Genomic DNA, 26918 nt, shown 5'->3' with positions numbered 1-26918 from the left:
GTCGGCCCCCGGGAGGAGCGTTCTCCCGGGGGCCGAGTCGGTGGTTCAGCTGATGTGAGCGGGCTCCCTCTGGACGCGCACGGCCCGGCACCGGGTGCACAGGCCGTCGTACCCGACGGCCGGGCGGTCCCAGTCGCAGCCGGTCCCGTCGTGGCCGGGGCAGCGGTCGCCCTGCCACATCGCCTGAGCGGGGATGCCGACCTCGGGTTCCGGGTCGGGGCGGTCGGCAGGTGCAGCAAGAGCGACCTGTTCGACACCGCGCTCGCGCAGCCGCCTGAACTCCTGGGCGAAGCCGTCGGCCGCGACCCGCGCGGCGAGAGCCTGGCCCAGGGCGTCGGCACCCTGCGCGGCCGCCGCCGCACGGGCCTGGTCGACGCCCCCGGTCACGTACGCGCGAAACGCGGCCGCGGCCTGGTCGTCGCCGACCGTCGCCTGCTGCTCGGCCAGGACCCGCTCGACGAGCTGGACCGCCTCCCGCTCGGTCGAGGCGATCGTGTGGGTGCAGTCCGCGCACGGCGCGCCGTTGGTCCCGCGGTCAAACTCGCAGTGCGGGCAGGCCCGCCGCCGGGCCTCGGCCTTCTTCTCCGCGGCCGCCGCCTTACGCTCGCGGTCCCGGTCCGCCCGGTAGTCCTTGTCCCGCTCGATGCAGGAGCGGCACGGGGAGCCGTCCTCGAACTCGCCGTCCTCGCACCGGGGATCGGGGCACGGGCCCGGCTTGAGCATGGCCACGGTCGCGCCGACGGGGCTGGACAGGGTGCCGGCCGCGAAGTGGTTGGTGTAGCCGTGGGTCACCCAGCGGCGGGCGACCCGGGCGCCGAGCTTGCGGGCCTGGGCGAGATCGCCCTGGGCCAGCTGCTGCTCGATCGCACTGATCACGGTCTTGGGCCGGTCGGTCCGGGCGGTGCTGCGCAGGGCTTCGCGCAGGGCGTCGGGGAACGCCTCCAGGACCAGCTGCACCTCTGGCTTCACCAGCACTTCCCCACCAGACCGACCCGGCTTCCGCTTCGGCGCATTCGCGCCGTCGGCCGCGGCGGAGCCGCTCGACTGCTCGCGCGCGCTACTACCGGTAGAGGGCCTGCGGCCGTCACCAGCGCTACGCGCTGAAGGCGCTGTCTGTGGTTGATGTTGGTCTGGTTGATGTTGGTCTGGTTTTGCACCCCCATTTTCGGGGGCACCGGCGCCGCCATTTTCAGGGGCTCCGGCCCCCCTATTTTTAGAGGTGCCGTGCGGGACGGTCCCTCTATTTTTAGGGGTGCCGGTCTGACCTGCGGTTTCGTCGGGATTCGTGGCCTCGAACGCTGCCGTGTCGGCGGACTCGGCAGCGGCGGCGGCCGCCAGCCGTTCCTTGCGGCGGGCCAGCCACTCCTGGCGGTTGCGGGGCCCGGTGTAGTCCTTGGGCGGGTGGTACCGGACGTCGTAGACGTACCGGCGGCGCATCCCGTTGGCGTAGCGCTTCTCAGTGATCACGACCGCGCCGATGGACTGGAGCGCCTCGCGGTAGGGCTTCAGCTGGTCGGGGTTCTTGATCTTCATGGCGTCGGCCAGCTCGGGGCCGGCGGGCCAGACCCGGTTGTCCGGGCGATCGTGGTTCACGCAGCTGGCGAGCACGGTCCAAAAGTCGCGCTGGGCGGGCTTCAGCTCGGAGTAGGTGATCCACTCCGGGACCATGGTGAACAGGGGCGGCGCGTCGGAGCTGTAGACCTCGTGCTCGTCGTCGAAGGGGACGTCGTCGGTCATGTGGCCGCTCCACGGCCGGAGTTGACGGGTCGGATGGGCGGGTGGTGCTGGAGTGGCACGAGAGATTCCCTTTGAGGCATTTCGGGGAGCCTCTTTGGCCAGATAGCGGGGTAGCGGCGTGATCGACGTGCTGAGGATGCACGGCCGCGTCTATCCTGGCGCTCCTGGCGTGTGGGTAGCACGCCGGTGAGGCCCCACCTGATGGGTGCGGGTTGCGCCCCCTCGGGGGCATTGACTCTGGGCGAGTCGACGTGATGGCCGTTCCGCTTCGGCGGGGCGGCCATCAGACGTTCAGCGGGGCGGGACGGGGCGGAGCGGGCGCCGGGCGGCGGCCGAGCGTGGTCGGGCCTGCGTCGGCGTGGCGCTGCTCGAAGGATGCTGCGGCGGTATCGCCTGAACCCGTACGCTCATCGAGCGCACCTCCCCGTGATCAAGGTGCGGCCGTCTCGCCGGGTCTCGACCCCCCGGCGGCGGACCGACAGGCCCCGTGACGGGGCCTGTTGTGTTTCGGGAGGTTTTGGCCTCCCGTTCCTCTATCCGACCACACGCACGGTAACGGGTGCGTCGCCGGGGGCACGAAGTCATTTGTCCCCGGCCCCGGTTGGCACGTCCGCCGGGTCGGTGAGGAGCGGACCGACGTCGAGCGTGGCGCCGGCCGACCGCTGGAAGAGGGCGCCGGACTGGCGGCCCTCCGCCGTCACGGTGCGCACGAGGTCGAAGCCGCGCGCGCTGTAGTAGTCGAGCAGCCCCTGGTTGGTGCGCCAGGCGTCCAGCCGCAGCCATCTCGCGCCGCGGGCCTGCGCGCGGGTGCTGGCCCAGTCGAGCATGGCGCTGCCGAGCTCCTCGCCGCTGGCGTCGCGCCGGACCACCATCCGGTGGAGGTAGAGGGCCTCTTCGGCGCTCTCCTCGGGGGTCCAGAAGTCGGGGTCGGCGAAGGCGTCCAGGGTGAGCGTGGCGACCGCGACCCCGTCGTCCAGGACCAGGAAGCACTCCCCCGCCTCGATGTTGCGGCGGATGCGGTCGACGCGCGGTTCGTACTGCCACTGGTCGATCTCGCGCTCCCGGAGCCAGTCGCCGGCCTGCTTCCACAGGCCCGTGACGGTCTCCAGGTCCTCCGTGGCGGCCGGGACGACGGTGAGTTCGCTGCCGAGGCGGGGACTCTCGTCCTCCAGGACCATCTTGATCCGGTCGCCGGGCAGGCAGTTGATCACGCACCGGACGGGCTTCCCGGCGGCCGTGTAGCCGGTGACGATCTCCTCCGCGACCGGAGTCCCGGGCGGGATGCCCAGGCGGGCGGACTCCTTGGGGTTGGGCATCCGCCACTCGTACTCGCGCACGGTGCGGCGCTGGCGGTAGCCCATCTCGGCCAGGACCACGTTCGCGCCGCGCGCGATGTCGGCCGGGCTCGTGATCTCGTCGCTGTCGCGGACCAGCGAGCGGGGGTAGTAGCTGTCGTTCGTCAGGTACGCCTCGCCGTCGAGGAAGCGCACGCGGCTGCGCACGACGTTGAGCTCGCCCTCCTCCAGCTCCAGGCGCTCACGGACGACCTTCGGGGCCGGCACCACCGAGACCTCGATCGTCTGGGACGCCTCGCGGCCCAGCTCCGACATCTCGGTCAGGAAGGAGTCCATCTGCGGGCTGAGCGGGCGCTTGCGGAACTCCTGCTGCGGCCGGTAGATCATCGGGCGCCGCTCGCGGACGAAGTGGCCGCGCGGGCGGTCCGCGTAGATGCGGCCCTCCTGGACCAGCACGTCCAGACCCTTGCGCACGGTCACGCGCGTGGTCTTGTGCTGCTCGGCGAGGGACATCTCCGTGGGGAGGGCGCCGTCCGGGAATTCTCCCGCGTCGATGCGTTTACGCAGGTCATTCGCGATACGCGCATAGAGCGGAGGCGGCTTCTGACTAGGTGACATGCCCCTAGTTCTACCCGTCGCTCTCCGCATTGTCTACTCAATGTGCGTCGGGTGCACGAAGCGCTTGACTCTGGTGTGGCGAGAGGGCAGGATCTTTCTCGGGCAACGCATTGTCTACACAATGTGTGTCGCAAAGAAGGGGTATGCAATTCGCCCCTGAGCAGTGCAGATGGAAGGCCCGCCGTGCCCGGTCCTCCCGCAGCACCACCCGCGGGGATGGCACCCCGCCCCCCGGCACGACCCACTCGAAACCCGACCCCGAAGGACCACACCGTGAACGCCACCACCGCCGAGCGCCCCCCGTACGGGGCCGCGCTGCACGCGCTGTCCACCCTCACCGGCCAGCCGGAAGCCTTCTTCCTGGGCCGCCCGGCCGACGGCCCCCGCACCCGCGGGGCCCGCGTCGAGTTCGTCGCCATGCTCCTGCTGGACCTGGGCGACACCGACGCCATCACCGCCCGCCGCCGCACCGCCCCCCGCCCGGCGCTGCTCGCCGTCGTCGACGAGCTGGAGCACGCCGAGGAGTCCGCCGCCGGCCACGGCCTGGACGAGGAGACCGCCCGGGGGTGGGCCGCGTGAAGATCGACGCCCGCACCATCGAGGCGATCAACGCCTTCATCCGCCTGTTCCTGGTCCGCGTGGACGAGCTCCACACCGGCCTGTTCTTCCTGGTCATCCCGCTGTTCGTCATCGTCGTCGGCGCCGCCGCCCTCGCGGTCATCGTCGTCGCGGCCGCCGTGGTGCTGGTCGCCGGATCGCTCGCCGTCGTCCTCATGGCCCGCCGCGGGATCAACGCCGCCGCCGAACGCAGCGCCATGCGCCGGGCGGTGAGCACATGAGGAACCGCTGCACCCTCCCGCTGACCGCCGAGGCCCTGCGCGCCCACGGCCTCACCAGCCGCGACCAGGCCCACGAACAGGGCCGCTGCACGCAGATCCTCGCCCGCCAGCACACCCCGACCGCCCCCGCCCGCGACGCCGCCCCCCGCGCCGAGGAGACCCGCACCCGATGACCATGACCGAACCCCGAACCGACGAGGACACCCCCCTGATGTCGCGCGGCGAGCGCCGCCAGGTCGGCCGCGCCACCGCGCGCAAGGCCGGCGCCGAGGCCAAGGCGTCGGAGGTCGAGGCCGACAAGGTCGAGCGCCTGGCCGACCTCGACGTCGAGGAGCGCAGCCTCAGCGTCGAGGGCAAGCGCGAGAAGCTGCGGCAGCAGAAGCGCCGGGAGGCCCGCGCCGAGAAGGCCCGCGTCCGCAAGGACGCCGTGCAGAAGTGGAAGGCGCGCGGCAAGGCGCTGCTGCACGCGCTGCCCGTAATCGTCGCGGTCACCGCCGTCGCCGCGCTGATCGTCGCGTCCGTGTGGATCGCGTGGCCGGCCCAGGCCGAGGCCATGCGCGCCGACCTGGGCGAGCGCTCCTGGATCGTGCCCGGCGTGGTCGAGGGGCTGACCTGGACGTCGGCCTCCCTGACCATCCTGGCCGTACGGCGCGGAGCACCGGCGGGCCGCTACCGGCTGATGACCGCCGTCTCGGCGCTGCTGGCCGCCAGCCTCAACCTCTTCCACTCGCCTTCCGTGTCGGCCGGACAGGTCAACGCCCTCGCCTCGCTCGCCGGCGTCATCTCCTTCGAGATGGTCGTCGGGCTGCTCCAGCACACCCAGAGCGGCCGTACCGCCGCCGAGGTGCGCGAGCAGCTCGCCCGGTGGATCGCCCACCCGATGGTGTCCCTGACCGCCTGGCGCATCCGGGCGCCCTACCGCCGCAAGATCACCGTGCAGGCGGCTTGGGACCAGGCATGGGAGTCCCACCACGGCGGGACGCCCGGCACGACGGCCGCGCGGGTGCGCCGCCAGCGCCGGGCCGAGGCACGGATGGAGCGGGCGCGTACCCGTACGGGCTGGCTGCGGCGCCGAGCGCTGAAGCGTTCCGCCGAGGCCGTCGCGCTGGAGGCGGAAACCGCCGAGCGTTCCGCAGACCTCGCCCAGGCCCGTGCCGACGAGGCCCGTGCCCGTGCCGAGGAGTTCCGGTTCCGGGCGATCAAGGAGGAGGAGAAGGCTCAGGCGCGGCTCAGTTCCCAGAAGTTCCGGGGCCTGCCCTTCGTGGGCGGCCAGTGGGTTCCCGTGCTCCCGCCGCAGTCCAGTTCCGCCACGGGCGAGAAGCGTTCCGAAGGGCCGAAAATTCAGTGCCCTCAAGGGGAGTCGGCCTCTGGTGCCCCGGCGGGGAACGGTGCGGAGCCCGGCGAACGGAACGGCTCCGCACGGTCCGGGAACGACTCGAAGGTGGCCGATGAGAACGGCTCCGCACGGTCCGGGAACGGCTCGAAGAGTGCCGGGACGGAACGCGACCTGAGCGAGTTCGTGGCACCCGGCTTCAAGGTCGCCCGGGAACTCGCGTACGAGGCCGCGACCGACAAGCGCAAGCGGAGCGGGAACGGGTTCTTCTCCCCGTACGTGCTCGCGGAACGCGTCGGCATCCACCGCTCCAACGGCAAGCGGCTGCTCGCCCGGCTGGAGGCGGAACCCGGTTTCGCCGAGGCGATGGCGGAGGAGATCGAGCGGGCCCGCCAGCAGGAGACCGACCAGACGACCGAGGAGATCAGCGCATGACCGCAACGACCAAGGCCCCGCGCACCCTGCCGCCGCTGCTGATCCTCGCGGCCCCCGCCGGGATCACGACCCTGTGGGTCCTGCCCGTCCGCTACGGGTGGGACGGCCGGGACACGGCCATCGCCGCGGCGGTCGTCTTCCTCGCCGTCCTGGCCCTGCCCGTCGTCCCCGCGGCACTGGCCGGCACGGCCAAGGGAGCCGCCAAGGCCCTGCGGCGCAAGCCCAAGAAGAAGGACGACAGCAAGAAGAAGTAGCCCCACCCCGCCCCGCACGACGTGGGGGCCCGGCCGGAGAAGTTGACGCGACCCGGCCGGGCCCCCGTCCCCCCGACAAGGAAGGACTGAGGCCCATCATGACCCACCCCACCGAGACCCCGACCAGAAACAGCCAGGTCGTCAACCTGCTGGACCGGATGCCGCCCGCGCAGCGCGACGCGCTGGAAAAGGCCGCCCGCGCCCAGGTCCAGGACAGCAGCCCGGCGGGCATCGCCGACGCCAGCACCGGCACCGTCAAGCTCTCCGCCGAGGTCGACGGCCAGGACCTCCCCATGGTCGAGCAGATCGACGAGACCACCCGCCGCCGCCTGCGCCTGCACCTGCCCGCCGCGCTGGTCAGCCGCGAGGTCTGGCAGCACCGCCGCGCCGTCGTCACCCACGCCGCCGGCTACCACGCCTCCCGCAGCCACCTCTACGCCGGCCGCCTGATCAAGCTCTCGGCCATGGGACTGCGCAGCGAGCTCGCCAGCGCCGCCAGCTACCTCCTGGTCTCCGAGTACGGCGAGATGATCGCCGAGGCCCGCGTCGAGGCCAAGCGCAAGGGCCACGCCGACCACAGCGACGTCGCCCAACTGCGGGCCGAGCGCCGCACCGTGGGCCGGGCCCGCCGACGGGAGAACCTCACCGTCCTGTCCGCCACCGGCGTCACCTCCTACGTCGCCGCCGTCGTGGCCATCGCGGAGGTCTGGGGCATGGCACTGGCCACCCCGGCGCTGCTGCCGGTGGTCGGCGTGATGTACGCGTGCGGACTGCGCGAGGTTCGCCGCCGCTCCGAGCCGTACGTCATCTTCGACCAGGCCGCCGCCGACGAGGACGCGCCGCTGACGGACTCGACGATCAACGCCGCCCTGCGCAAGATCAAGGTGCTCGGGGAGGAGGAGATCGCCGAGCTGGTCGGCCCCATCCGGGCCGTGACGATCAACGCGTGCGAGGCCACCCTCAAGCTGCCCTCCGGCGTCACCGCCCCGCGCGTCATCGCCGCGCGCGAGGCCCTGGCGGAGGCCCTCAACGTCGAGCCGTCCTGGCTGGACGTGCGGCAGGCCGGGCACCCCAACCGCATCACCCTGTGGATCGCCACCTCCGACCCGTTCGCCGAGACCCGCGTCTCCCCGCTGGTCGAGGCGCCGGAGCGCCAGGACGTGTGGGGCCGGGGCATCCCGATCGGGTTCAACCGGCGCGGCGAGACGATTTACCTGAAGCTGAAGCACGTCATGGCCCTGCTGGGCGGCATGTCGCGCACCGGCAAGGGAATGCTGCTGCGCTCGATCGTCTGCGGCCTGGGCCTGGACCCGCGGGTGAACATCCGCCTCGCGGCCGGGGCCAAGCCGGGTGAGCACATCGGCTACTCCCGGGTGTGCGCCACCTTCTTCGGCCGCCGGCCCGGACGGCTCGACCTGCTCCTCGACGCCCTGCTGGTGGAGGCCAACCGCCGGGAGGAATTCCTGGAGGACGAGGGCCGCGCCAAGCTCGGAGAAAGGGACCTGGCGCAATTCCCGCTCGAAATCCTCATCATCGACGAGGGGCAGGAATACACCCAGAATTCCGGCCCCCTTTCGGCGGACATCGTGGCGAAGATCGAGCGCCTGGCAGGCTTCGCGGCCGCGCTGAACATCGTGGTCTTCCTGGTCACTCAGGACCCGGACAAGAACACGGTCCCGCGCAAATTCAAGTCCAACTCCGCTGTCCGTATCGCCACGAAAACGGGTTCACCGACGCAGACCAACGCCATCCTGAAGGAGGGCGCCACCGGTAATGGACTGCGCGCGCACGAAATTCCCTTCGAGCGCAAGGGGCAGACCATCGTCGACATCGACGGCGCCGAGGGCGAGCTGATGCGCTCCTACTTCATCGAGGACGAGGAGCACGACGGCGCGGAGCCGATCATCACGGCGGGCCGGGAGCTGCGCGAGCAGTGCGGCCGGGCCCCTGGCCAGTTCGCGGACCCGATCGAGGACTTCCTGCTGCTGGCGACCGGCCTGTCCTCCTCCGGGGGCGGCCCCGGAGGACGGGGCAAGCCGGGCCGGCCGGAGGTCACCGCCGAGGAGGCCACCGTGCTGGACGTCCTCCTCGGCGCATTCCCCTCCGGCGCCGACCGGGTGCCGCTGGAGACCGTGCGCACCGAGCTGGCCGACTGGGACCAGCAGTGGGCGCCGCGGCCCGAGGAGGAGGCGGCCGCCTACGCCGGGCGGATCGGCAAGGCCCTGGGCGACGCCCTGGACAAGGAGCTGGAGGGCACCGGCGTGACGCTGGAGCCGACCCGCTGGCGGGAGGACTCCGGACGGGTCCGCGGCTACCTCAAGAGCGACGTCGAGGAAGCCTACGAAGCCGCCCGGAAGATCCAGAAATGACCCCTGGGCCACACCCTGGCCCGGCGCGCATCGCCGCAGGTCAGAGCCTGGCCCGACCGTAGGCCACCCGTCGGCGGCCCTGGGACGCGTCCCTGGGCCGCCGGGGCCCGGCCCAGGGGTGTCCACCCCTCCCACCTGCGGTGATGCGGCCCGGCCCAGGGTCCGACCCACGCCCATACCCCCACATAACGATCTTCGCTCTGGAGTCTTCCCGATCATGAACCAGCCCGTCCGTACCGACGCCCAGCCCGTCTACACCATCACCCAGCACCACCCGGCCGCCTCGATCGCTGTGACGCAGGGCACGGCACCCCCGGCCCCCTCGCCGCCGCCCGGCGCGGGCGTCGAGCTCGTGGTCCTGCCCGGCGGCGAGCAGCGCTGGGCCTACGTGCCCGCGACCCGCCCGGCGCCCTACGGCGGACCCCGCAGCCAGCCGGTCCCGGCATGGGCCAAGACCGCCGCCCTGCTGATGTGGTCGGCCGCCGGAAGCGCCGCCGTGGCCGGGTGGGGCCTGTCGCTGGCCGGCCCCTGGCTGGAGGCCCTGGCCTGGGCCCTGGTGGCGTTCGCCGTCGCCGTCAGCGTCGTCGCCTACGTCGTACGCGGCCTGTTTGCCCGCGCCCGCCGCGCAGGCGGCGGCAACCGCGCCGAGGCCACCGCGACCGCCACCGGCCGCACCGTCCTGGGCGGCAAGGTCACCGCTACCGCCACCGCCGTCGCCCACAGCGAGTAAGGAGAACCCCGACCGTGAGCGCCACCCTGACCCTGTCCATCCGCGGCCCCCTCAAGATCAACGACACGCCGGTGCGCTGTCCCGGCCGGGACCAGGCCCCGGCCCCGTTCCGGCTGACCCTGATGGTCTCCGGCACCTCCGTCATGGCCTCCTGCGAGCAGCGGCACAAGGGCGCCGACGGTGGCCGCAAGGCCAAGTGCTTCTTCGCCGTCAAGGAGCTGACCCCGGCGATGGTCCGGCTGATCGTCGACAAGACCCAGCCCGGCGCCTTCCGCGTGACCATGCCCGACGGCAAGGTCCTGGAGGGCAAGCGCGACCGCACCGCCCGGCCCGCCCCCGCCGGCCAGGGCGGCACGGCAGCCTCCGCCTTCGCCGCGAAGAAGGCCGCCGCCCGCGGAGGCAAGGGCACCGCCGCCCCCGCGCGCCGCGGTGGCGGCGGGACGCTGGCCGCCGCCCTCAACACCGTCACCGCGGTGGCCGGCACGGCCACCGCGGCCGCCAACGCCATCGGTGCCGGAGCCAGCGCGGTCGGTGCCAGCGCCAACGCCCTCGGCAAGGGCTTCGACATGGGCCGCGAGGGCTTCCGCACAGGCCAGAGCGCCATCCGGGCCGCCGACAACGCCCAAGCCCGCCGCTTCGCCCGCGACAACCGGGCCGCCGACGACGAGGACAAGGGCGGCGGCGAGTAAGGGCACCGCCCCGCCCCGCCTCGCACAGACCCGCCTCGCACGACCGGCACCCCTTGCCGAACCGACGTAAAGCTAGTATTGTTTTTCATGCTGGAAGGGGGTGGTACCCCGACCGGCACCACTCGACACCCGACTGCCCTGGAGGCATCGTGCGCCGCATCGTCCCGACCCGCCGCTGCACCGACTGCGACACCTACAACTCCGTGCTCCGTCCCGCCTGTTCGGTCTGCCACCAGCCGATGCCGGGCGTCACCGCCCTGCGCGGCCGCGCGGGCACCGTCCTGCGGACCGGCGCCGACTGGGCCGACACCCTCGGCTGGACGGCTCTGGTCGTCCTCGCCGGAGCGGCGGCCCTCCAGTACGGCGCCGGGCTGGTCCTCACCGACCTGCTGCCCGCCCTCGCCGCCTACGGCCTGGGCCAGTTCGCCGTCCTCGCCCTGGAGGCCCTGGCCCAGGCGGTCGACCCGGGCCCGACCTGGCAGGAGGCGGCCGACGCCGTCGCCGAGGCCGCCGGGAAGCTGACGGCCAGCGCGGACCGGGCCGCCGCCGCCCGGGAGCTGAACCGCCACGGCGGAATCCACCCGCTGACCGTGCTGCTGCGGGCCGCCGCCGTGCTCAGCCGGGAGGAGGGGAACCGGGCGCAGGAGACCGGGGACGAGCAGGAGGCCCTGAACCAGAAGCGGCTGGAGGAGTCCCTTCTCTCCGCCGCCCGCGAGCTCGACGCCGACGTGGAACGCGCCTGGCTCTGACGGCTGCCCGCGGTCCCGGCCGGCCAGGCCGGGGCCAAGGGGAGCCGGGCAGACCCGCCCGCCCACGTCCACCTCGACCCGCGAAAGAGGCCCCGCCGTGCCCGACACCCGCTGTCCCGCAGCCCTCCCCGACGACCCCCGCCCCTGCGACGGCCGCCCCGCGGTCACCGTCCTGGACACCGCCAACGCGGGCGCGGACGGATGCGAGGCGCACGGCGCGCGTCTGCTGGCCGTCCTCGACGGGGCCCGCCCCGTCGCCCTGCCGGACGCCCCCGCCGGGGCCGCGCTGCGCGTGTTCCGCGCCGCCGGTGCCGAGAGCCCCGCCCACCGCGCCGCCGGCCTCGCCGAGCTGGCCCGCTCCCTGACGACCCAGGCCACCACGGCCTGACCCGCTCCACCCCGGGGCGGCGGATGGCACCGCCGCCCCGGCCCCGCTCGGAACCGACCACCCCTGAAAGGCACCCAATGATCCGCGTCGTCTCCTTCGGCTACGGCCACGGCCAGCCCCCGGCCGCCGAAACCACCTACGACCTGCGCGACCTGCTGCGCAACCCCTTCCACGACCCCGCGCTCAAGAACCTCACCGGCCTCGACGCCGCCGTGTACGAGCACGTCATGGACACCCGCGGCGCCCGCGAACTCGCCCAGGCCGCCGCCTACCTCGCGGTCGGACTCAACGAGTCCACCGGCGCCGACATCACCGTGGCCTTCGGCTGCGTCGGCGGCCGGCACCGCTCGGTCGGCCTGGCCCGCCGCGTCGCGGAGATCGCCGAGCTGACCAACCGGCCCGTCCTGATCGAGCACCGCGACGTCGACAAGCCCCTGCTCCCCGCCGGCCTCCACCACCGCACCCGCTGACCGAGGAGCCACCCGATGTCCCGTGCAACCAGGCGCGCCTGGGCGGCCGCCCGCACGACGGCCGACCTCGGCGCCCTCACCGCCCAGTGGCTGGAGGGGAAGCTGGACGCCCTCCCCGGGGGCTCCCACCGGGGAGGGCCGGACCCGGAGACCGCCCCCCTCGTCGACGTCCTCGCCGCCGTCAACCGGGCCGGGTGGGTCACCGTCCAGTCCCAGCCCGGATGCGACGGCCCCGCCTTCGACGGCCGCCGGTGGCGCCAGCGCGCCGCCGTGATGCTCCTGGTCGACACCGCCGGCCGGGACCGGCTGACCGCCGCCGCGCGCACCGCGGGCCTGCTGGTGGCCGAGCACCGCGCCGAGCGCCCCGGACTCGTCCGCGAGATCCCGGTCACCACCTGGGGCGGGGACGTGCACACCGCGTTCGGGGTGCACTTTCGTCGCCGCCACCTGCGGCAGTGGTTCAGCGGATGCCACCGCGAGGCCCTGCGCGCCGTGGGCGAGGCCCACCAGGTCACCCTGGCCGATCCCCGATGGAACGAGGACGGCCTGCTCTGGCCCCTTCTCGCCGCACAGGCCGCCGCCGTCTCCTAAGCGGCCCGCGCGCCGGGGAGGTACTGAAACCCTTGCGTCTCAGCTTCAAAACTAGTAGTGTTCTTCTTGTTGGAAGGGGTTGGCACCCCGACCGGCACCCACTCGAAATCCGAACCGACGGAGGCACTTCCGTGGCCCAGCCCAACACGACCGTCCAGCAGCTCCAGGCCGACGCGGCCAAGGACTACCAGCAGCACAACGACCCGCAGACGGCGGCCGCGCGGCGGCTCCAGCAGGGGCTCACCATCGCCCGCGCCCAGGAGGCGGCCGGCAGCGCCGCCGCCCGCGCGCACTGACCCCCGTCCCCTTCCCGGGGTCGGCCGCCGCGCACACGGCGGCAGCCGACCCCGGCCTCTCCTGCGGAGTCCAGACCATGACGTCCTGCCCCACCCACCACAACAGCCACCCGCCGGCGGCCCGCCACCCGCACAACGGCCAGAGCGCCCCGCTGGTCTGCAAGGGGTGCCTCGCTCCCGCCGGCAGCGAACAGGAGCGCCGTTCCCACCACTGCCCGTGCTGCGGCGAGAAGTACGCCAGCAGCTGCCTGGGCAACCTCCGGGACTGTCCGAACTGCGGCCGCCTGAACCTGGACACCGGCCAGTGGCAGCGGCCCAACGACCCCCTCACCGACCTGCTGCGCGGCCACCTCGACCCCGACCCGTGGATGCAGGTGCGCGAGCGCGCCGCCGGACTCTTCGGCCGCCTCATCGCCCACCACCTCCACCAGGTGACCTTCGAGATCGACCGGACCCGCCTGTACGGCGAGATCGCCGTCGGCAGCCGGGCCCTGACGGTCCGGTACGCCGACGGCCGGTTCGAGGCCGCGAGCGACTGCCCGCGCCGCGCCGAGTGCCGCCGCGGGCGGGTGTGGACGCCGGTGGCTGGCCGCGAGGAGCTGCTGCACGTCCACCTCCACGGACCCGGCCGCGCCGTCCAGTGCGACCGCGCCGAGCGGCACGCGGCCGGGGGTGTGCGGTGAGCGTCTACCGGCCGCGTCGCCTCGACCACGTCCACCCCGGCGTACGGGTCATCGTCGGCTGGGACGCCCCGCTGGCCACCTTCTTCACCCAGGTCTGGCAGTTGCCCCGCCGGGACGGCGCCCTGATCCGCGACCTGGTCGCCGCGGGCATCACCCCGTACGAGATCGACGACCCGGCGACCGTCGTGGACCTGGCCCGCCCCTTCGCGCGCGTCCCCGACGACCTGAGCGCGCAGCTGGCGCAGGACCGGCTGACCGAGACGGACCCGACCGGCGGCCAACTGCGGGACGCCGTGCAGAAGCTGCTCACCACCGTCCCCGCCCGGTGAACTGCCCCCGGGCGGCGGCAGGCCGTCACTCCGCGCCGCCGCCCCGGGCCCCCTCCCGACTCGAAGACCGAAAGGAAGACCCTCCATCATGCCGTCCGGCATAGAAACCGGCGCCCTGCTCGACCGCGCCCGCACGGACCTCGCCCGCCCCGACGCCAGCCCGGTCGACCTGCGCCGCCACCTCACCCGGGTGGTGCCCGCGGTCGAGGAGCTGCTGGCCGAGAACGCCGCGCTCCACGGCCAGCTCGCACGGGCCCGCACCTGCCCGGTCACCCACCTGCCCACCCGGGCGGCGTGGACCGAGCGGGCCGGCCAGGTCCTGGCGCAGGGGCCCACGGTGGTCCTGCTCGTCGACCTCGACGGCTTCAAGCCGGTCAACGACCGGTTCGGGCACGCCGCGGGCGACGACGTCCTCGCCGCCGTCGGGGCCCGGCTGGCCGCCTGGTCCGCCGCCGCGGGCGGAACGGCCGGGCGGCTGGGCGGTGACGAGTTCTCCGTCGCCGTCCCCGACACCCCCGGCCTCGACCTGGACGCGCTGCGGACGCTGCTGACCCGGCCGGTCCGCCACCAGGACCTGACCCTGACGGTCGGCGCCTCCATCGGCTCCGCGCACGGCCCGGCGTCCGCCGACCTCTCCGCGCTCCTCAAGACCGCCGACGCCGCGATGTACCAGGCCAAGGGCCGTGGCCGGCGCGGCCGCCGCCTCGCCCCCCTGGCCCGCCTCGCGCGCGTCCTCCCCTTCCGAAAGGCCGCCTGATGACCACTCCCACCGACGTGCTCGCCCTGCCGGACTCCCTGATCCTGCTGCTGGGCGCGGCCGGCACCGGCAAGACCCGCACCAGCCGCATGTTCCCCCCGGACAGCGTCCTGCGCGCCGACGACCTCCGCGCGCTGTGCGCCGGTGACCCGGGCAGCCAGCAGGCCAACGGCGAGGTCTGGGACGTCCTGGAGCGCGCGCTCACCATCCGGCTGAGCCTCGGCCTGAAGACCGTGGTCGACGCCACCAATTCGGCGGCCGCGCACCGGGCCCGCCTGGTCGCCGCAGGTCGGGCCCACGGCGCCCCGGTCGTCGCCCTGCTGCTGGGCCCCGGCCTGTCCGTCGCCCAGCAGCGCAACGCCGCCCGGCCCGGCAGCCGGCGCGTCCCGGACGGCATCGTGGCCGAGCAGTACGCCCAGGTCGTCGCCGCCCACCCGCGCCTTAAGAAGGAGGGGTTCGACCACGTCGTGTTCGCGGAGAGCCTGCCCGTCCTGGGCACCGCGCTGGAGCGACTGGCCGCCGAGGAGGAGAAGAACGAGGCCACCGCGGACGTCCGCCGGGTCTTCGGCGACGCGGCCGCCGACCTCTTCGACTGGGACGCCCCCAGCGGCGGGCCGTACCGGACCGGCGCCTTCGCCGCCGCCGGCGAGTCCCTGGCCGTGCGCTGGGCCGACGACGGCGACCCCTTCGACCACCACTTCCAGGCCCGCGTCTCCTGCCCCGCCGACTGGTGCCCCGGGCCGGCCTGGACCCCGGTCCGCTCGATGGCCGACCTGGCGGCCGCGCACCGCAACACCCCTGCCGACGACACCGAATGCGAGCGCTGCGACCCGTGAACGCCCACCCGACCTCTTCACCGCAACCCCGAGACCAGGAGCGATCCATGAACAAGACCACCACGACCGTCCCCGCCGAACTGCGCGACTGGTCGACGGACTGGCCGGCCTACACCCCCGAGGACGTCACCCCGCCCGAGCTCCGGCCCGCGGCGCTGGCCCAGGGCGTGCCCGACTGGGCCGAGGCCGCGCCGACTCCCGCTGACGTCCACGACTGGGACCGGCGCCGGAAGGCCGCCCTCGTGCCGTACGAGCTCGACGCGCGGGGCTGGCCGCTCCACCCGCGGGGCCGCACCGGCCGCACCGGCCGCAACCTCGGCGTGTGGGGAGAGAACGCGGCGGCGGACCCGATCGTCGTCGCGGGCACCGGTCGCAACCGCCAGGTGCTGCTCATCACCCGGTCCGACATCCTGGTCGAGGCGATCCCGGGCGGCATGGTCGACCCCGGCGAGACCGCGCCGATGGCCCTGGTCCGCGAGCTGCGCGAGGAGACCGGCGTCGACCTCTCCGACCACCGGCCGATCATCCTCGGCCGGGACGTCGTGGACGACTGGCGCGCCTCCGACCACGCGTGGGTCGCCTCCACCAGCGCGCTCTACCTGCTGCCCGCCACGGTGTCCGCCGCCGGGGCCGACGACGCGCTCGACGCCGCATGGTGGCCCTTCGGCTCCCTCGACCAGCTCGACGCCACGGTGTCCGCCGCCGGGCGCACCCTGTACGCCGCGCACCGGCCCCTCTTGCAGCGTGCCCTCGACCACCTCGCCCGGTAGTCACCGGCCGTCCGCCTCCGCTCCTGCCGGGAATCGGCCCGGCAGGTCCCATCACACGAGGAGAATCATCCCCATGGTCCGCGTCACCATCACTACCTTCGGCTACGTCGACGGCCGCGCCCCGGAACCGGCCGACATCACGCTCGACATCCGCCGCCACGTCCTGGACACCCACCAGATCCCGGCCGCCGAGACCCGCACCGGTCTGGACCCCGTCATCGCCGACACCGTCCTCTCCGCGTCGGGCGTCGCCCGGATCGTGGACAACCTGGCCCTGCTGGCCGCCGGCATCCTCGACGACGTCGCCGACGCCCGCGCCCGCCTGGTGAAGATCGCCGTCGGCGACCACCGCGGCGTCCACTGGGCCGTGGCCATCGGTGAGGACGTCGCCCGCGTGCTGCGCATGAACGGCGTGGACACGGAGGTCATCCACCGGGAGATCGCGGAGCCGTCCACCTCCTGACACCGCGGGCCGCAACGGGCCCGCACTGTCCGACCCGACCGACACAGTGGGGGTCCGGGGCCGCGGTCATCGGCCCCGGACCCCGCGCCGTACAACCTAGGAGAACCACCGCCCATGAGCGACACCACCGCTCTGGATGCCGCGAAGATCGCCATCCGTATCGCCACCCGCGACCAGGGGGCCCGCGCCCTGTACGGGGCGCGCGTGCTGTACGTCCCCGGCGTCCTGGACGAAGCGGCCGAGCTGTTGAGCAAGCTGTTCGCCGCAGGCCAGGAACACCGCATCGAGCCCGAGGACTGGGCCAATGTCACCAGCCTGCCCCAGGGCGTCCTGGACGCCCTGGCCTCCCGGTACTGCTCGCGCGTGCAGGTCACCCACGCCGAACTCCACGCCGCCCGCGACGCCCTGGTGGCCGAGCTGACCGGCCGGGGGCTGACCGTACGGCCCGGCCAGCGCATCGCCGTCGACCCGCCGGCCGCCGATCCCCGCTCCGGACACGGCCAGCAGCAGAGGCCCGTGGCCCTCTCCCTCAGCAGCGGAGGATGGGACGTCCGGGTCGACGAGCCGTTCGGCGGCCCGCCGCACTCGATCGCCGCACCGGCCACCGAGGACGGCGCCCGCGAGGTGGCCGAACTCGTCCACAAGATCCTCAGCGGCGAGGCCCCCGACCCGTTCGCCGCCCCCGCCCCCAAGGAGGCCCGCGCATGACCGGGCACACCGAGGCCCGGCGGATGCTGCTGCCCGATGACGAGGACTGGCTGGCCCAGCTCCTGGGCATGGAGGAGCCGCTGCTGATGCAGCTGGCACTGAACACCCGCGCCGCCGCGGCGGGAGAGCAGGACGTGTGGGAGATGCCCGCCGGCCTCGACGGCACCGCCGCGCACGACGCGTTCGGCCGCCTGTACCAGGCGCTTCCCGCACCCCTGCGCCACACCGCCGCGAACACCGGCCGCTCCGTACCGGACCGCGACCGGCCCGCCGGGACCTACACCCTGCGCGCACCCGACGGACGGTACGAGTACACGCCCCTCTACCCGGCCGACGTCGACGCCGGCGACATCGCCGTCCTGGCCGCCGCCCTCGCCCACTTCCGGACGGCCCTCCAAGGGACTGACGGGACCGAGCTCGCGGACTTCCTCCAGCAGATGGCCGACGAGTGGAGCGAGCCCGGCCGGCACCGGGAGCCCGACGACGGCACCAGGCTGGTCGACTCCTTCGCCCGCGGCCTGGCCGTGCTGCAACTGCCCCGCCAGCACGACACCGAGCAGCTGCTCGACGCCGTCGCGGCGGCTGCGCCCGGCTCCGAGACCGTACCCGAGCAGATCGTCCTCACCGAGACGCAGAACGACGCCTACCAGCGGTTCATGACCCGGGTGTCCGCCGCCGTCACCGACGGCCGCCACGACTACGCCCTGCACCGCTACGCCACTAGCTGACAAGGACCCGCCATGCCCAACGACGTCACCCCCAGCCCCGCCTCCCTCTCCGAGCAGGAGATGACCGACGCCCTGACCGCCGGCGCCCAGGCCAGCCGGAGCGAACTCACCCGAGCCGCCGTTCACCTGCTCACCGGCTCCGGCCTGCCCGGCCGCGGCGACTTCGCCCGGCACACCACCCTCGCCTGGACACCCGGCCCCGTGGGCGAGCGCACCCTGACCGCCCAGGTCGACCTCGCCGGCCTGCGCGACGACGACACCCTCCGCCTCACCGGCACGGACGAGAAGCTCCTCACCCTCGCCCTCAGCTACGCCCAGGGCCGCCCCGTCCACCTGGGTGCCTACCTCAACTCCTTCGGACACCAGACCGCTCGCCGGGTCCTGGAGGCGCACCTGATCGGCATGGGCATGGAGGGCTTCCTGTCCGTCTCCACCGGCGGCCCGGAGCTGGACAAGCTCAACGCCCTGCACGCCGAACTCGGCGTCGGCGGCGACGCGTGACCGGCGGCCTGGGCGCGCTCGCCGCCCACCTCGACTACACCGTCCCCCAGCACCGGCCGGACTGCACGGCCACCACCTGGGATGTCGACTACCGCGTCCACCGCGCCCAGCGATCGGAGCGGAACAGCGGACACGCCTGCCCGCTGGACACCGACAACCCCGGGGCGTGCGGGCACGGTGACTCCCACCAGGCGCTGGCCGTACGGATCTACTGCCGCCGCTGCGGCGCAGCCACCGAACTGCGGGCGGAACTGCCGGAAGTGCCGATGCGGTTCGACACCGCCCGCCTCGGCATGGGCACCAAGCCTCGACGCTGCGGTGACCTCTGGATCTATCAGGGCCCTCCGCCGCAGCAGGGCATCCTGAGCGACCAGCCCGGCGAACCCCGGTGGTACCTCGTTACCCGTCGCAACGCGCCCCGGCTCGACCGGCAGGACATCGTCGGCGCGATCGAACCCGCGCTCACCCCCCGGGGGAAGCCGTGCTTCGCCGCGAGCTGGGGCCTGACCGAACTGGCCCACGACGGCGGCGGGCGTCCCACCCCCGTCTTCCAGCACGTCGGCGGCAGCGACGGCACGTTCTTCCCGACCGTCACGGCGGCCGCGCGCTGGCTGGGCGAGAACGTCCCCGCCCCCACCGGGGCACCGGCATGAGTGTCACGCTCCCCGACCCGGGCCGCCTGCACGCCGCGTTGCAGGCGTGCCACCCCGCCGGACTGCCGGGGTGGCTGACCGCCGCCAGCCCCCGCTGCGGCACCGCGGCCCAGGCCCTTCAGCTCGACGCCGACCAGGCCGAGGAACTCGCGGATCTCGCGGCCCTGGTGCTGTGGGAGTGCCAGCAGGCCGAAGGCGACACGGACCCCTTCACCCGGATCTTCGCGGCCGCCTGCGAAGAGGCCCTGACCCTCCTTCACCCCGTCTGCTCCTGACTGCGTTCCCGACGGCCCGCGCCCCGCGAGGGGTGCGGGCCGTCGGTGTCCCCGGCTCGACCCGCGCGTCAGGCCCGGAGATGAAATCCGCCGCTCAAAGGGCACTTCCACCCTTCACGATACGGGTTATAGATGGTAACGTTGTTCTCGTTGGAAGGGGATGGCACCCCGGCCAACACCACTCGAACCCCGAACCGTTGGAGGACCACCTCTTGCCCAAGACGCACGCCCGCCGCGCCCGCACCGCCGTCAACGCGATGCTCAACCACCCGCAGGGCACCCGCACACCCGTCCCCTCCGCCAAGGCGGCCCGCGCCGCCCTCCGGTCGACCGGCGCCCTCTCGCGCGCCGCCCGCCGGGCCGAGGGCAACCCGGCCGCCGCCGACATGGTGGCCATCGTCGTGCAGGACGCCCTCGCGGACGCCTTCCACTACGGCCGCACCCTCGTCCTCAGCCCGCAGGACCTGGACCAGCTGCACCTCGCGCGCCTGTCCGGCCGCCCTTTCCCGGCCTGGACCACCGACCGCGGCCGCGCGCTCGCCTGCCACATCGGCAACCTCCGCCAGCTCGCCAGCGCCTACGGGCTGTGCGAGGACCACCTCCTGGCCAGCGCCGAGCAGACCTACAAGCACGAGATCGCCTGAACCGGCACCCGGGGGGCGGCGGATGGCACCGCCGCCCCCCGGAACCCCCACTCGAACCCGACCACCCGCGGAGGTACACCGTGCACAGCGCCGACGCCGCCACAGCGTGGGCCGAACACCAGGTCACCACCCTTGCCGACGGAGCCCGGGAGTGGACCGTCCCGGCCTACGGCTCACCTGCCTGGAACCGACTCCCGCCCTCCGACCCGCGCCGCTTCGCTGCCGTCATCGAGGCCGCCGAGCACTGGAGCCGGCACGCCGCCGAGGAGGAGCGCCTGGATCAGCTCGCCGACGAAGACCCCACCGCCTGGTACGCCGAGATCACCGCCGAGGCCAACGCCGCCGCCCGCCACCTGGCCGGCCGCCTCGCCCGGATGCGCACCCAGGCCGAGCTGGAGAGCGCCCGTATCCACCGGCCCCCGCACAGGCTGCGCGCCACCCCGGGCTGGCCGCCCATCGCCGTCCCCGGACAGCCGGGCCGCTACCTCCACCCCTCACGGCAGCTCGCGGCAGCCTGACCCCCGCCGTGCCCTGGGCGCCGGGCCGGAGCGGGGGGAGCGGCAGCGGTGGGCGGTTTACGTGACGGGCCGTCCGCCGGGTGCGGGTCTGCGCGGGCGGACGAAAAGCGGCTGGCAAGGAGGGTGGGCGGCCCGGCCCGGAGAGAAAGCGCGGGCCGAAGAACCCCGGAAAAACCCTGGTCAGAAGCCCTTTCGCGCTTCCCGATACGGGTAATGACTGGTATAGTTGTTCTTGTTGGAAGGGGATGGCACCCCGACCGGCACCACTCGAAACCCGAACCGTACGAAGGGCACCCGACCATGGCCAAGACCAAGGCATCGAAGATCAGTACCCGCATCGAGGCCCTGCGGGCAGTGATCGAGAAGGAATGCACCGCGCCCAAGTGCCGCGAGACGGGGAAGTGCGGTCATGAAGGCGAGAAGGAAGCCGCCCGTCACATGCTGGGTCGCCTGCTGGAGAAGCTGAAGGATGCGGCCAGCGACGAGCAGGAGGAGCGCGCCCAGATGTGGGCCGACATCTACGAGCGCGGCTACGACTCGCACGGCAACACCTTCTTCCAGGGCAGCAAGTACCGCTCGGGTCAGTCCATGAAGGACCGTGCCGCAGGTATCCGCATGGACATCAAGGTCGCGCGGAAGGCGGGCCAGACCCCGCTCGTCCAGGATGGCCCCGGGCTGGTCTCCCAGGCGCTGGAGACCTACCGGTTCGACCCCATCGGGGAAGCGCCCGCAGAGATCAAGTTCGGCGTCCGTATCGGCCGCGGCTACGGCTCCATCTACATCGACATCAAGTCCATCCCCCAGGACTGGGGATGGATCGCCGAAGAAGTCACCGACTACCAGGGCGAGAAGGTCACGCGGTGGCACCGCTCGCGGGCGCTGAAGGACCTGGAGGCCGAACTCAAGGCGGTCGGGGAGGCGTACAACGCCGATCACGGCTCCAACATCATGACCGACTGCTTCGCCAAGGCGTTCTACGTGTTCGTCGAGTACGACGACCCCGCGACGCTGGAATGGCGCGCCGAGTACGAGCGCAAGCGCCGGGGAGCCCGCGCCTGACGGAAGTCGAGCCGCCGCCCCCGCCGGACATCCGGCGGGGGCGGCCGCGCGTCCGAGGTCTGCGACGACTGCGGCCGGCGCGGGTCGGCGGGCGGAAGGCGCGTCGGGAAAACCCTGGTCAGAAGCCCTTTCATGCTTCCCGATGCGGGTTATGACTGGTATAGTTGTTCTTGTTGGTAGGGGGTGGCACCCCGACCGACACCACTCGACACCCGAACCAGCGGAGGAATCGTGCGCGACATCAAGACCCGGTACCGGTACGGCAAGCCGAACAGCGAGGGCCGCACCCCGGTCCACGTCGACGGCGCGGCAGAACCGGCCGGGCACGTACGGAAGATCGGCCGTAGCTCCTCGCCGTGGCACGCGGTCGGCGTCAAGGAGACGCTCGGCACCTCCCACCCCCGTAAGTACGAGGCCGCGGAGCGCATCGTCCGCATGGTCGACGCCGACACCATGTTCGTCCAAGACGTCGCCCACCGGCGGGCCCGGCGCACCACACCGCCGCAGGGGTGGCAGTTCGTCTCCTGGGAAGAGGTCGAGCGCCAGGGCCACCGCCAGGTCCGCCCCGTGCACCGCGCCCCGCTGGTCGCCGCCGGGGAGGCGGACCGCTACCCCGACGCCTTCGCGGAGGTGCCGGTCACGCTGACCCGGGTCACCCGCCTGGAGAACGGACACGTCGTCATCTCGGGCCGCGAGCACGGCCAGCACAGCCCGTACGTGCTCCTCATGGACCCGGCCCACGCCGAACTCGGCGCGCTGATCCCGGACCGCGCCGCCCAGTACGCGGGCCACGGCCGGTGCCCGGCGTGCGAGCAGGACACCGCCCTCTATCGGGCCGGAACCCGCCTCGCGTGCGCGCGCACCACCGCCGCCGACCTCGGCGTCCCCGTCGACCACCTTCCCGCGCCCGCCGACCACGACAGCGCCGTCTGGTGGCGCGTCGGCGACTCCGCCCGCCGCACCTTCGAGCTGCCGGACCACGGACACGCCGAGACCGGCCGCATCATCGAGACGACCACCGACATCACCGATCGCACCCGGCAGGCCCGCGTCGACTACGGCGGGCGCTGGGCAATCTCCAGCGCGGTCAGCGCCCTGGCCCCCCTCGCCCAGGAGGCCGGGCACCTGCGCCACCTCGGAACCGACACCGCCGGAACGCCGCTCCTGGCCCGGCCCCGGCCGGTAGCGCCCCTGTGCGACCCGCTCCCCGCCGGAGCGGACGAGGCGGACGCCGTTGCAGTCCCGGCGCACGTCGTACGCGAAGGCGATCTGATCCTGGCCGACTTCCGCCAGGCAGAGGACGGAGCCGAAGGGGCCCGCGAGGCCGACCACTTCGCCATCGCCTACTCCGCCCACCCTGTGAAGCCCTGCGGGGAGTGCCAGGAATGCCGCGCCGCCGCAGGCGCCGCCGACCGCGCCCTCCGGTACGTCGTCCTGTCCACCGACGAGGACGGGTGCGACACCTGGTTCCGCAACGAGCCGGTACTGATCATCTCCGCCGCGAACCTCTCACGCTGACCCCATTCACGGGGGTCAAGCCCGCAAGGCTCCCCGCCGCAGCCGGGAGCCTTGCGGGCGGGCGAACGCACGTCGACACGCCGCGCGAGCCCGCAGCCGTCCGCCGGGTGCGAGCTCGCGCGGGCGGACGAAAAGCGGCCGGCAAGGAGGGTGGGCGGCCCGGCCCGGAGAGCACGCGCGGGCCGAAGAAACCCGGAAAAACCCTGGTCAGAAGCCCTTTCACGCTTCCCGATACGGGTCATGACTGGTATAGTTGTTCTTGTTGGGAGGGGATGGCACCCCGACCAGCACCACTCGAAACCCGAACCGAGGAGAACGCCGTGAACCCCGATCTCCGGCACCTGGCCCCGCTCACCGACACCCTGACCGCGCTGCTGCGCGAGCACGGCCACACACCCCTCGCCAAGGGAACCGGCTACACCCTCCGCGCCACCTGGGACCAGACCGCGCTGGTGCTCATCTACTGGTGCGAGCCCGAGAACGCCCATGACCATCTCGTGGGCGGCCATGTCCACCGCCGGGGGCGGTTCCTGAAGGAATGCGTCGAGATCATCAGGGGTGCCGGTCACCAGGTCACCCGGCACCCCACTGTGAACGAGGCCGGACGGGCACCCGTGGAGTCCGCGATCATCTTCCCCCCGGCCGAGCCGGAGCCGGAACCGCTTGACCCCTCCGTCTGCCGGTGCGACCCGGCCCGGCCGTGCGAGCGAGCCGCCCGCCTGGCCGTCGCGGCCACTCGACTCAGCAACGCCGTGCAGTCCGCCACCGACCAGCTTCTTGACGCGCTGCACGAGGCCGCCGTCGAACCCGTCGACCACGCGCCGTGGGGCCCCGAAGGCGCGGCGGCCCTCCTCGACCACTCGTACGGCATCCTCGCCGGCCTCTCTCCACTTCCCGACACCGACGACGCCCAGCAGGAATGCCGGGACTGCGACGCACCAGCCTGCCGTGCCGCCAACGGCATGGCCCGCACAGCGGTCGCCAGGGCGGCCCACCTTGCGGACGTGCGCCGCGCCACGCTGGCCGCGACCCGCACCATCCTGGACCGCGCCTACCTCGCCCTCACCCCCGGAGATCGATGGCACGGAACCCTGCGCAGCACCGCTGAAGAACTGCACCGGGTGTACGTCACCGCCGCGGCCGCCTGTGCCGCGCCCAAGGATCAGGTGCACGGCCGGTACCGACGCTCAGCCCGCCGCCGCACCACCGGCCTGCCGGTCTACCTCCGCCGAGGCGGCAGCCGGTACTGGTTCGTGCGCTGGAGCCGAGCCATCTGGCACTGATCCCCGCCCCCTCGGCGGGGCGAGCGCGGACACCTGGGCCGTGGTCGTCCCGCCGGGCATCTCCGGCGCGGTGGGGGCGACGGCCGCGCCGTGGCGGCCCGGCCCGCCGCGCACCGCCCCGGGTGGCCGGCTCCGGCGGGCGACGGCTGCGCCGTAGTGGCCGGCGTGGCCGCGCACCGCCGCCGCTCCCGGACCCGGCGCCGCCGGCCCCCCGCCGTGTCCGGCCGTCGGGACGGACGGGGAGCGGCAGCGGTGGGCGGTTTACGTGGCGGGCCGTCCGCCGGGTGCGGGTCTGCGCGGGCGGGCGAAAAGCGGCTGGCAAGGAGGGTGGGCGGCCCGGCCCGGAGAGCACGCGCGGGCCGAAGAAAACCCTGGTCAGAAGCCCTTTCACGCTTCCCGATACGGGTTCTGACTGGTATAGTTGTTCTTGTTGGAAGGGGATGGCACCCCGACCAGCGAACCACTCGAAACCCGAACCACGGAGGTTCTGTTGTCCCCCACCGATCACCCCCAGAAGCACGCGGCCCGGCCGAGCCTGCACTTCCCCAGTACGGCCGCAGCCATCCGGGCGGCGATCCGCCCGCACCGTGACGCCCTGGCGGCCGAGCTGGACGCCGACCCCCATACCCCCGCTCTCACCCCCGAGGAGGCGGCGGAGGAAGAGGCGCTGATCGCTCGCATCGAAGCCGGGGAAGGGGCGCCCGAGGTGTTCGTGCGCTGCTTCTCCGACAAGGGCACGGGGTGGATGAAGACCGCGACCGTCACGGCCGGAATCCGCATTGACGACTACCTGTTCGAGGCGGCGAACCCGGTCCACTTCGGCCCGGTGCGCTGCCGTCCCACCGAGAAGCCGCACCAGACCATCAAGCGGCACATCTGGCGCGTCAGCCGGTCCCGCTCGATGTTGGTCGTCGAGCCGGATGTCTCCGTGGTCTGGTACGACGACCCCCGGCCCTGACGGCCCGGAGCCGCAGAGGGGCGGGTGCCGTCACGGCGGTGCCCGCCCCTTCGGCGTGCCCCGTCGCGGCGGCGCGCCGGTAGCCCGGAAGGGATGCAGTCCGTCGCGCCCCGGGCAGGCCCCGCCGCGCCGCGGGCGACGGCCGCGCCGACGTGGCCGGCGTGGCCGCGCGGCGCCGTCGTGCGGTGCCGGTGGCCGGTCCTGATGCAGGGCTGCGGGCCGGTGCGGGGGAGCGGGCGGTTTACGTGGCGGGCCGTCCGCCGGGTGCGGGTCCGCGCGGGCGGGCGAAAAGCGGCTGGCAAGGAGGGTGGGCGGCCCGGCCCGGAGAGCACGCGCGGGCCGAAGAAACCCGGAAAAACCCTGGTCAGAAGCCCTTCCACGCTTCCTCATACGGTCTCTGACTGGTATAGTTGTCTTTGTTGGAAGGGGATGGCACCTCGACCAGCACCACTCGAAACCCGAACCGAGGAGAACGCCGTGCCCGTCATCGACGCCACGTTCTACCCGCTGATCGTCACCGAGCGCCCGACGGAGCTGTTCCGCCAGCCTCCGGCCGGAACCGACATGGGCGCGGCGCGGCTGTGCCCCATCACCGAGGTTCGTCCCGGCGACTGGGTGCTCGGGGAGTTCGAGCGCCCCATGAACCCGGATCGGCTCGACACCCTCATGCAGTCGGTCGCCTGCTTCCCGGCGCTCCCCGCAACGCTGAACGGCTACGTCGCCCTCGACGGCCAGTCGCCGGTGTGGGACAACGACGAGACGGCGCTGATCATCCCGCGCGAGTACATCCCCGGAGAGACCTACGCCGACCGGTCGGGCGGCTACCGCGTCGGCGACCGGGTGGAACGCACGTTCATCTACGACCCGATCCACGACGACGCCCGCGACACGGTGGGCAAGGCCCGCCCCGTGATCCAGCGAGGAACCGTCACCGACGTGGACGACGGCGCACTTTCCATCGCCTGGTCCGGCTACTGGGCCAACGGCCACAAGGAAGAACAGGCCATGAGGCTGGCCAACCCCGAGGACATCGCCCGGGAGCGCGCCGTCTTCGGCTTCGCCGTCGGTGACACCGTGACGGTCGAGGGCAGCTACGCCACCGGGGTCGTCCTGGAGCTCTACTACCACCCGTGGGCCGGTGCCCCGTGCGCACGCGTCTTCTGGCCCGGAAGCCCGTGGGACAACTACTGCTCCTACGACTTCTCCCCGACGACCCGCTACGTCCACAAGATCCCGGAGAACACCTACTCGATCACTTCCCGAGAGACCCGCACCACCACCGCGTGACGATCCACCGACTCCGCCCGGGGCGCACCAAGCCCCGGGCGGAGTCGGTCGGGTGCAGCTCCGTCGTGGCGGTGGGCGGCGGCTGCGCCGTGGGGGCGGGGCCCGTCGCGCGGGGCCGCGCGGGGCCGGCCTTGGCGGGCGGCGGTTACGCGGTG

The 26918-nt window shown here is 73.4% G+C and carries 33 protein-coding genes; 31 read left to right on the top strand and 2 right to left on the bottom strand.

Annotated features, from left to right (window positions below):
• Positions 1-45: 45 nt before the first annotated feature.
• On the bottom strand, positions 46-1737 hold the full coding sequence (locus ACFYPJ_RS32630; RefSeq protein ID WP_389025011.1) for a hypothetical protein: 1692 nt from the start codon (positions 1735-1737) through the stop codon (positions 46-48).
• A gap of 581 nt (positions 1738-2318) precedes the next feature.
• Entirely contained in the window at positions 2319-3650 is a 1332-nt protein-coding gene (locus ACFYPJ_RS32625) for a GNAT family N-acetyltransferase (protein ID WP_389025009.1), read from the bottom strand.
• A 273-nt stretch (positions 3651-3923) separates the two neighbouring features.
• Here ACFYPJ_RS32625 and ACFYPJ_RS32620 point away from each other — a divergent pair, with 273 nt between their 5' ends.
• The 31 genes from ACFYPJ_RS32620 to ACFYPJ_RS32470 all read left to right on the top strand — a co-directional run bounded on the left by ACFYPJ_RS32620 (position 3924) and on the right by ACFYPJ_RS32470 (position 26763).
• A complete protein-coding gene (locus ACFYPJ_RS32620; protein ID WP_389025008.1) occupies positions 3924-4229 on the top strand; it encodes a hypothetical protein in 306 nt (101 codons plus the stop codon).
• Complete coding sequence (locus ACFYPJ_RS32615; RefSeq protein WP_389025006.1) at positions 4226-4489, top strand: hypothetical protein; 264 nt, start codon at positions 4226-4228, stop codon at positions 4487-4489. Before ACFYPJ_RS32620 ends, ACFYPJ_RS32615 begins: the two co-directional genes overlap by 4 nt.
• Positions 4486-4662: a hypothetical protein gene (locus ACFYPJ_RS32610; RefSeq protein ID WP_167513677.1), complete on the top strand. Its 177-nt coding sequence runs from the start codon at positions 4486-4488 to the stop codon at positions 4660-4662. Before ACFYPJ_RS32615 ends, ACFYPJ_RS32610 begins: the two co-directional genes overlap by 4 nt.
• Positions 4659-6257, top strand: coding sequence for a DUF2637 domain-containing protein (locus tag ACFYPJ_RS32605; RefSeq protein WP_389025004.1), 1599 nt, complete (start codon positions 4659-4661; stop codon positions 6255-6257). Before ACFYPJ_RS32610 ends, ACFYPJ_RS32605 begins: the two co-directional genes overlap by 4 nt.
• Positions 6254-6511: a hypothetical protein gene (locus tag ACFYPJ_RS32600; RefSeq protein ID WP_389025002.1), complete on the top strand. Its 258-nt coding sequence runs from the start codon at positions 6254-6256 to the stop codon at positions 6509-6511. The genes ACFYPJ_RS32605 and ACFYPJ_RS32600 overlap by 4 nt, the downstream gene beginning before the upstream one ends.
• Positions 6512-6609: 98 nt before the next feature.
• Positions 6610-8880: a hypothetical protein gene (locus tag ACFYPJ_RS32595; RefSeq protein WP_389025000.1), complete on the top strand. Its 2271-nt coding sequence runs from the start codon at positions 6610-6612 to the stop codon at positions 8878-8880.
• Between the two features lie 217 nt (positions 8881-9097).
• The gene (locus ACFYPJ_RS32590) at positions 9098-9610 is read left to right on the top strand and encodes a hypothetical protein (RefSeq protein ID WP_389024998.1); all 513 of its coding nucleotides are present in this window, start codon (positions 9098-9100) and stop codon (positions 9608-9610) included.
• Positions 9611-9624: 14 nt separating this feature from the next.
• On the top strand, positions 9625-10299 hold the full coding sequence (locus ACFYPJ_RS32585; protein ID WP_389024996.1) for a hypothetical protein: 675 nt from the start codon (positions 9625-9627) through the stop codon (positions 10297-10299).
• A 149-nt stretch (positions 10300-10448) separates the two neighbouring features.
• Complete coding sequence (locus tag ACFYPJ_RS32580; RefSeq protein ID WP_389024994.1) at positions 10449-11048, top strand: hypothetical protein; 600 nt, start codon at positions 10449-10451, stop codon at positions 11046-11048.
• Between the two features lie 97 nt (positions 11049-11145).
• Positions 11146-11436, top strand: a complete 291-nt coding sequence (locus ACFYPJ_RS32575; RefSeq protein WP_389024992.1) for a hypothetical protein — start codon at positions 11146-11148, stop codon at positions 11434-11436.
• A gap of 77 nt (positions 11437-11513) precedes the next feature.
• On the top strand, positions 11514-11906 hold the full coding sequence (locus ACFYPJ_RS32570; protein WP_389024990.1) for a hypothetical protein: 393 nt from the start codon (positions 11514-11516) through the stop codon (positions 11904-11906).
• Between the two features lie 15 nt (positions 11907-11921).
• On the top strand, positions 11922-12497 hold the full coding sequence (locus tag ACFYPJ_RS32565) for a DUF6919 domain-containing protein (protein WP_389024988.1): 576 nt from the start codon (positions 11922-11924) through the stop codon (positions 12495-12497).
• 131 nt (positions 12498-12628) lie between these two features.
• Positions 12629-12793, top strand: a complete 165-nt coding sequence (locus tag ACFYPJ_RS32560; protein WP_167513675.1) for a hypothetical protein — start codon at positions 12629-12631, stop codon at positions 12791-12793.
• 77 nt (positions 12794-12870) lie between these two features.
• The gene (locus ACFYPJ_RS32555) at positions 12871-13476 is read left to right on the top strand and encodes a hypothetical protein (protein ID WP_389024986.1); all 606 of its coding nucleotides are present in this window, start codon (positions 12871-12873) and stop codon (positions 13474-13476) included.
• On the top strand, positions 13473-13805 hold the full coding sequence (locus ACFYPJ_RS32550) for a hypothetical protein (protein ID WP_135788859.1): 333 nt from the start codon (positions 13473-13475) through the stop codon (positions 13803-13805). Before ACFYPJ_RS32555 ends, ACFYPJ_RS32550 begins: the two co-directional genes overlap by 4 nt.
• Positions 13806-13893: 88 nt before the next feature.
• Entirely contained in the window at positions 13894-14562 is a 669-nt protein-coding gene (locus ACFYPJ_RS32545; protein WP_389024984.1) for a GGDEF domain-containing protein, read from the top strand.
• Positions 14562-15398 carry an AAA family ATPase gene (locus ACFYPJ_RS32540; protein WP_389024982.1) on the top strand — a complete coding sequence of 279 codons (837 nt, stop codon included), beginning with the start codon at positions 14562-14564 and terminating at the stop codon, positions 15396-15398. The genes ACFYPJ_RS32545 and ACFYPJ_RS32540 overlap by 1 nt, the downstream gene beginning before the upstream one ends.
• A 47-nt stretch (positions 15399-15445) precedes the next feature.
• Positions 15446-16168 (top strand): NUDIX domain-containing protein, encoded by a 723-nt coding sequence (locus tag ACFYPJ_RS32535; RefSeq protein ID WP_389024980.1) that lies wholly within the window; start codon positions 15446-15448, stop codon positions 16166-16168.
• Between the two features lie 73 nt (positions 16169-16241).
• Entirely contained in the window at positions 16242-16631 is a 390-nt protein-coding gene (locus ACFYPJ_RS32530; RefSeq protein WP_389024978.1) for a hypothetical protein, read from the top strand.
• A gap of 114 nt (positions 16632-16745) precedes the next feature.
• The gene (locus ACFYPJ_RS32525) at positions 16746-17339 is read left to right on the top strand and encodes a hypothetical protein (protein WP_389024976.1); all 594 of its coding nucleotides are present in this window, start codon (positions 16746-16748) and stop codon (positions 17337-17339) included.
• Positions 17336-18067 carry a hypothetical protein gene (locus ACFYPJ_RS32520; RefSeq protein ID WP_389024974.1) on the top strand — a complete coding sequence of 244 codons (732 nt, stop codon included), beginning with the start codon at positions 17336-17338 and terminating at the stop codon, positions 18065-18067. Before ACFYPJ_RS32525 ends, ACFYPJ_RS32520 begins: the two co-directional genes overlap by 4 nt.
• A 12-nt stretch (positions 18068-18079) precedes the next feature.
• Complete coding sequence (locus ACFYPJ_RS32515; protein ID WP_389024972.1) at positions 18080-18568, top strand: hypothetical protein; 489 nt, start codon at positions 18080-18082, stop codon at positions 18566-18568.
• On the top strand, positions 18565-19221 hold the full coding sequence (locus ACFYPJ_RS32510) for a hypothetical protein (protein WP_389024970.1): 657 nt from the start codon (positions 18565-18567) through the stop codon (positions 19219-19221). Before ACFYPJ_RS32515 ends, ACFYPJ_RS32510 begins: the two co-directional genes overlap by 4 nt.
• On the top strand, positions 19218-19496 hold the full coding sequence (locus ACFYPJ_RS32505; RefSeq protein WP_389024968.1) for a hypothetical protein: 279 nt from the start codon (positions 19218-19220) through the stop codon (positions 19494-19496). Before ACFYPJ_RS32510 ends, ACFYPJ_RS32505 begins: the two co-directional genes overlap by 4 nt.
• Positions 19497-19708: 212 nt before the next feature.
• Positions 19709-20140 carry a hypothetical protein gene (locus ACFYPJ_RS32500; RefSeq protein WP_389024966.1) on the top strand — a complete coding sequence of 144 codons (432 nt, stop codon included), beginning with the start codon at positions 19709-19711 and terminating at the stop codon, positions 20138-20140.
• A gap of 80 nt (positions 20141-20220) precedes the next feature.
• On the top strand, positions 20221-20658 hold the full coding sequence (locus tag ACFYPJ_RS32495; RefSeq protein WP_389024964.1) for a DUF2742 domain-containing protein: 438 nt from the start codon (positions 20221-20223) through the stop codon (positions 20656-20658).
• Between the two features lie 300 nt (positions 20659-20958).
• Positions 20959-21717 (top strand): hypothetical protein, encoded by a 759-nt coding sequence (locus ACFYPJ_RS32490; protein ID WP_389024962.1) that lies wholly within the window; start codon positions 20959-20961, stop codon positions 21715-21717.
• Between the two features lie 231 nt (positions 21718-21948).
• Complete coding sequence (locus tag ACFYPJ_RS32485; protein ID WP_389024960.1) at positions 21949-23235, top strand: hypothetical protein; 1287 nt, start codon at positions 21949-21951, stop codon at positions 23233-23235.
• 320 nt (positions 23236-23555) lie between these two features.
• Complete coding sequence (locus ACFYPJ_RS32480) at positions 23556-24518, top strand: hypothetical protein (RefSeq protein WP_389024958.1); 963 nt, start codon at positions 23556-23558, stop codon at positions 24516-24518.
• Between the two features lie 490 nt (positions 24519-25008).
• Positions 25009-25476 (top strand): hypothetical protein, encoded by a 468-nt coding sequence (locus ACFYPJ_RS32475; RefSeq protein ID WP_389024956.1) that lies wholly within the window; start codon positions 25009-25011, stop codon positions 25474-25476.
• Positions 25477-25953: 477 nt separating this feature from the next.
• A complete protein-coding gene (locus tag ACFYPJ_RS32470; protein ID WP_389024954.1) occupies positions 25954-26763 on the top strand; it encodes a hypothetical protein in 810 nt (269 codons plus the stop codon).
• Positions 26764-26918: the final 155 nt, after the last annotated feature.

This window comes from Streptomyces sp. NPDC006012 (genome assembly GCF_042871185.1).
Classification (GTDB): domain Bacteria; phylum Actinomycetota; class Actinomycetes; order Streptomycetales; family Streptomycetaceae; genus Streptomyces.
This window is presented reverse-complemented; position numbering and strand designations above follow the sequence as displayed.

Coding starts and splice junctions, on each gene's coding strand:
- ACFYPJ_RS32540 (WP_389024982.1), top strand. CDS start 14,562: ATGACCACTCCCACCGACGTGCTCGCCCTGCCGGACTCCCTGATCCTG.
- ACFYPJ_RS32610 (WP_167513677.1), top strand. CDS start 4,486: ATGAGGAACCGCTGCACCCTCCCGCTGACCGCCGAGGCCCTGCGCGCC.
- ACFYPJ_RS32630 (WP_389025011.1), bottom strand. CDS start 1,737: ATGACCGACGACGTCCCCTTCGACGACGAGCACGAGGTCTACAGCTCC.
- ACFYPJ_RS32525 (WP_389024976.1), top strand. CDS start 16,746: ATGAGCGACACCACCGCTCTGGATGCCGCGAAGATCGCCATCCGTATC.
- ACFYPJ_RS32515 (WP_389024972.1), top strand. CDS start 18,080: ATGCCCAACGACGTCACCCCCAGCCCCGCCTCCCTCTCCGAGCAGGAG.
- ACFYPJ_RS32520 (WP_389024974.1), top strand. CDS start 17,336: ATGACCGGGCACACCGAGGCCCGGCGGATGCTGCTGCCCGATGACGAG.
- ACFYPJ_RS32490 (WP_389024962.1), top strand. CDS start 20,959: ATGGCCAAGACCAAGGCATCGAAGATCAGTACCCGCATCGAGGCCCTG.
- ACFYPJ_RS32570 (WP_389024990.1), top strand. CDS start 11,514: ATGATCCGCGTCGTCTCCTTCGGCTACGGCCACGGCCAGCCCCCGGCC.
- ACFYPJ_RS32565 (WP_389024988.1), top strand. CDS start 11,922: ATGTCCCGTGCAACCAGGCGCGCCTGGGCGGCCGCCCGCACGACGGCC.
- ACFYPJ_RS32605 (WP_389025004.1), top strand. CDS start 4,659: ATGACCATGACCGAACCCCGAACCGACGAGGACACCCCCCTGATGTCG.
- ACFYPJ_RS32535 (WP_389024980.1), top strand. CDS start 15,446: ATGAACAAGACCACCACGACCGTCCCCGCCGAACTGCGCGACTGGTCG.
- ACFYPJ_RS32545 (WP_389024984.1), top strand. CDS start 13,894: ATGCCGTCCGGCATAGAAACCGGCGCCCTGCTCGACCGCGCCCGCACG.
- ACFYPJ_RS32505 (WP_389024968.1), top strand. CDS start 19,218: ATGAGTGTCACGCTCCCCGACCCGGGCCGCCTGCACGCCGCGTTGCAG.
- ACFYPJ_RS32595 (WP_389025000.1), top strand. CDS start 6,610: ATGACCCACCCCACCGAGACCCCGACCAGAAACAGCCAGGTCGTCAAC.
- ACFYPJ_RS32530 (WP_389024978.1), top strand. CDS start 16,242: ATGGTCCGCGTCACCATCACTACCTTCGGCTACGTCGACGGCCGCGCC.
- ACFYPJ_RS32555 (WP_389024986.1), top strand. CDS start 12,871: ATGACGTCCTGCCCCACCCACCACAACAGCCACCCGCCGGCGGCCCGC.
- ACFYPJ_RS32590 (WP_389024998.1), top strand. CDS start 9,098: ATGAACCAGCCCGTCCGTACCGACGCCCAGCCCGTCTACACCATCACC.
- ACFYPJ_RS32600 (WP_389025002.1), top strand. CDS start 6,254: ATGACCGCAACGACCAAGGCCCCGCGCACCCTGCCGCCGCTGCTGATC.
- ACFYPJ_RS32625 (WP_389025009.1), bottom strand. CDS start 3,650: ATGTCACCTAGTCAGAAGCCGCCTCCGCTCTATGCGCGTATCGCGAAT.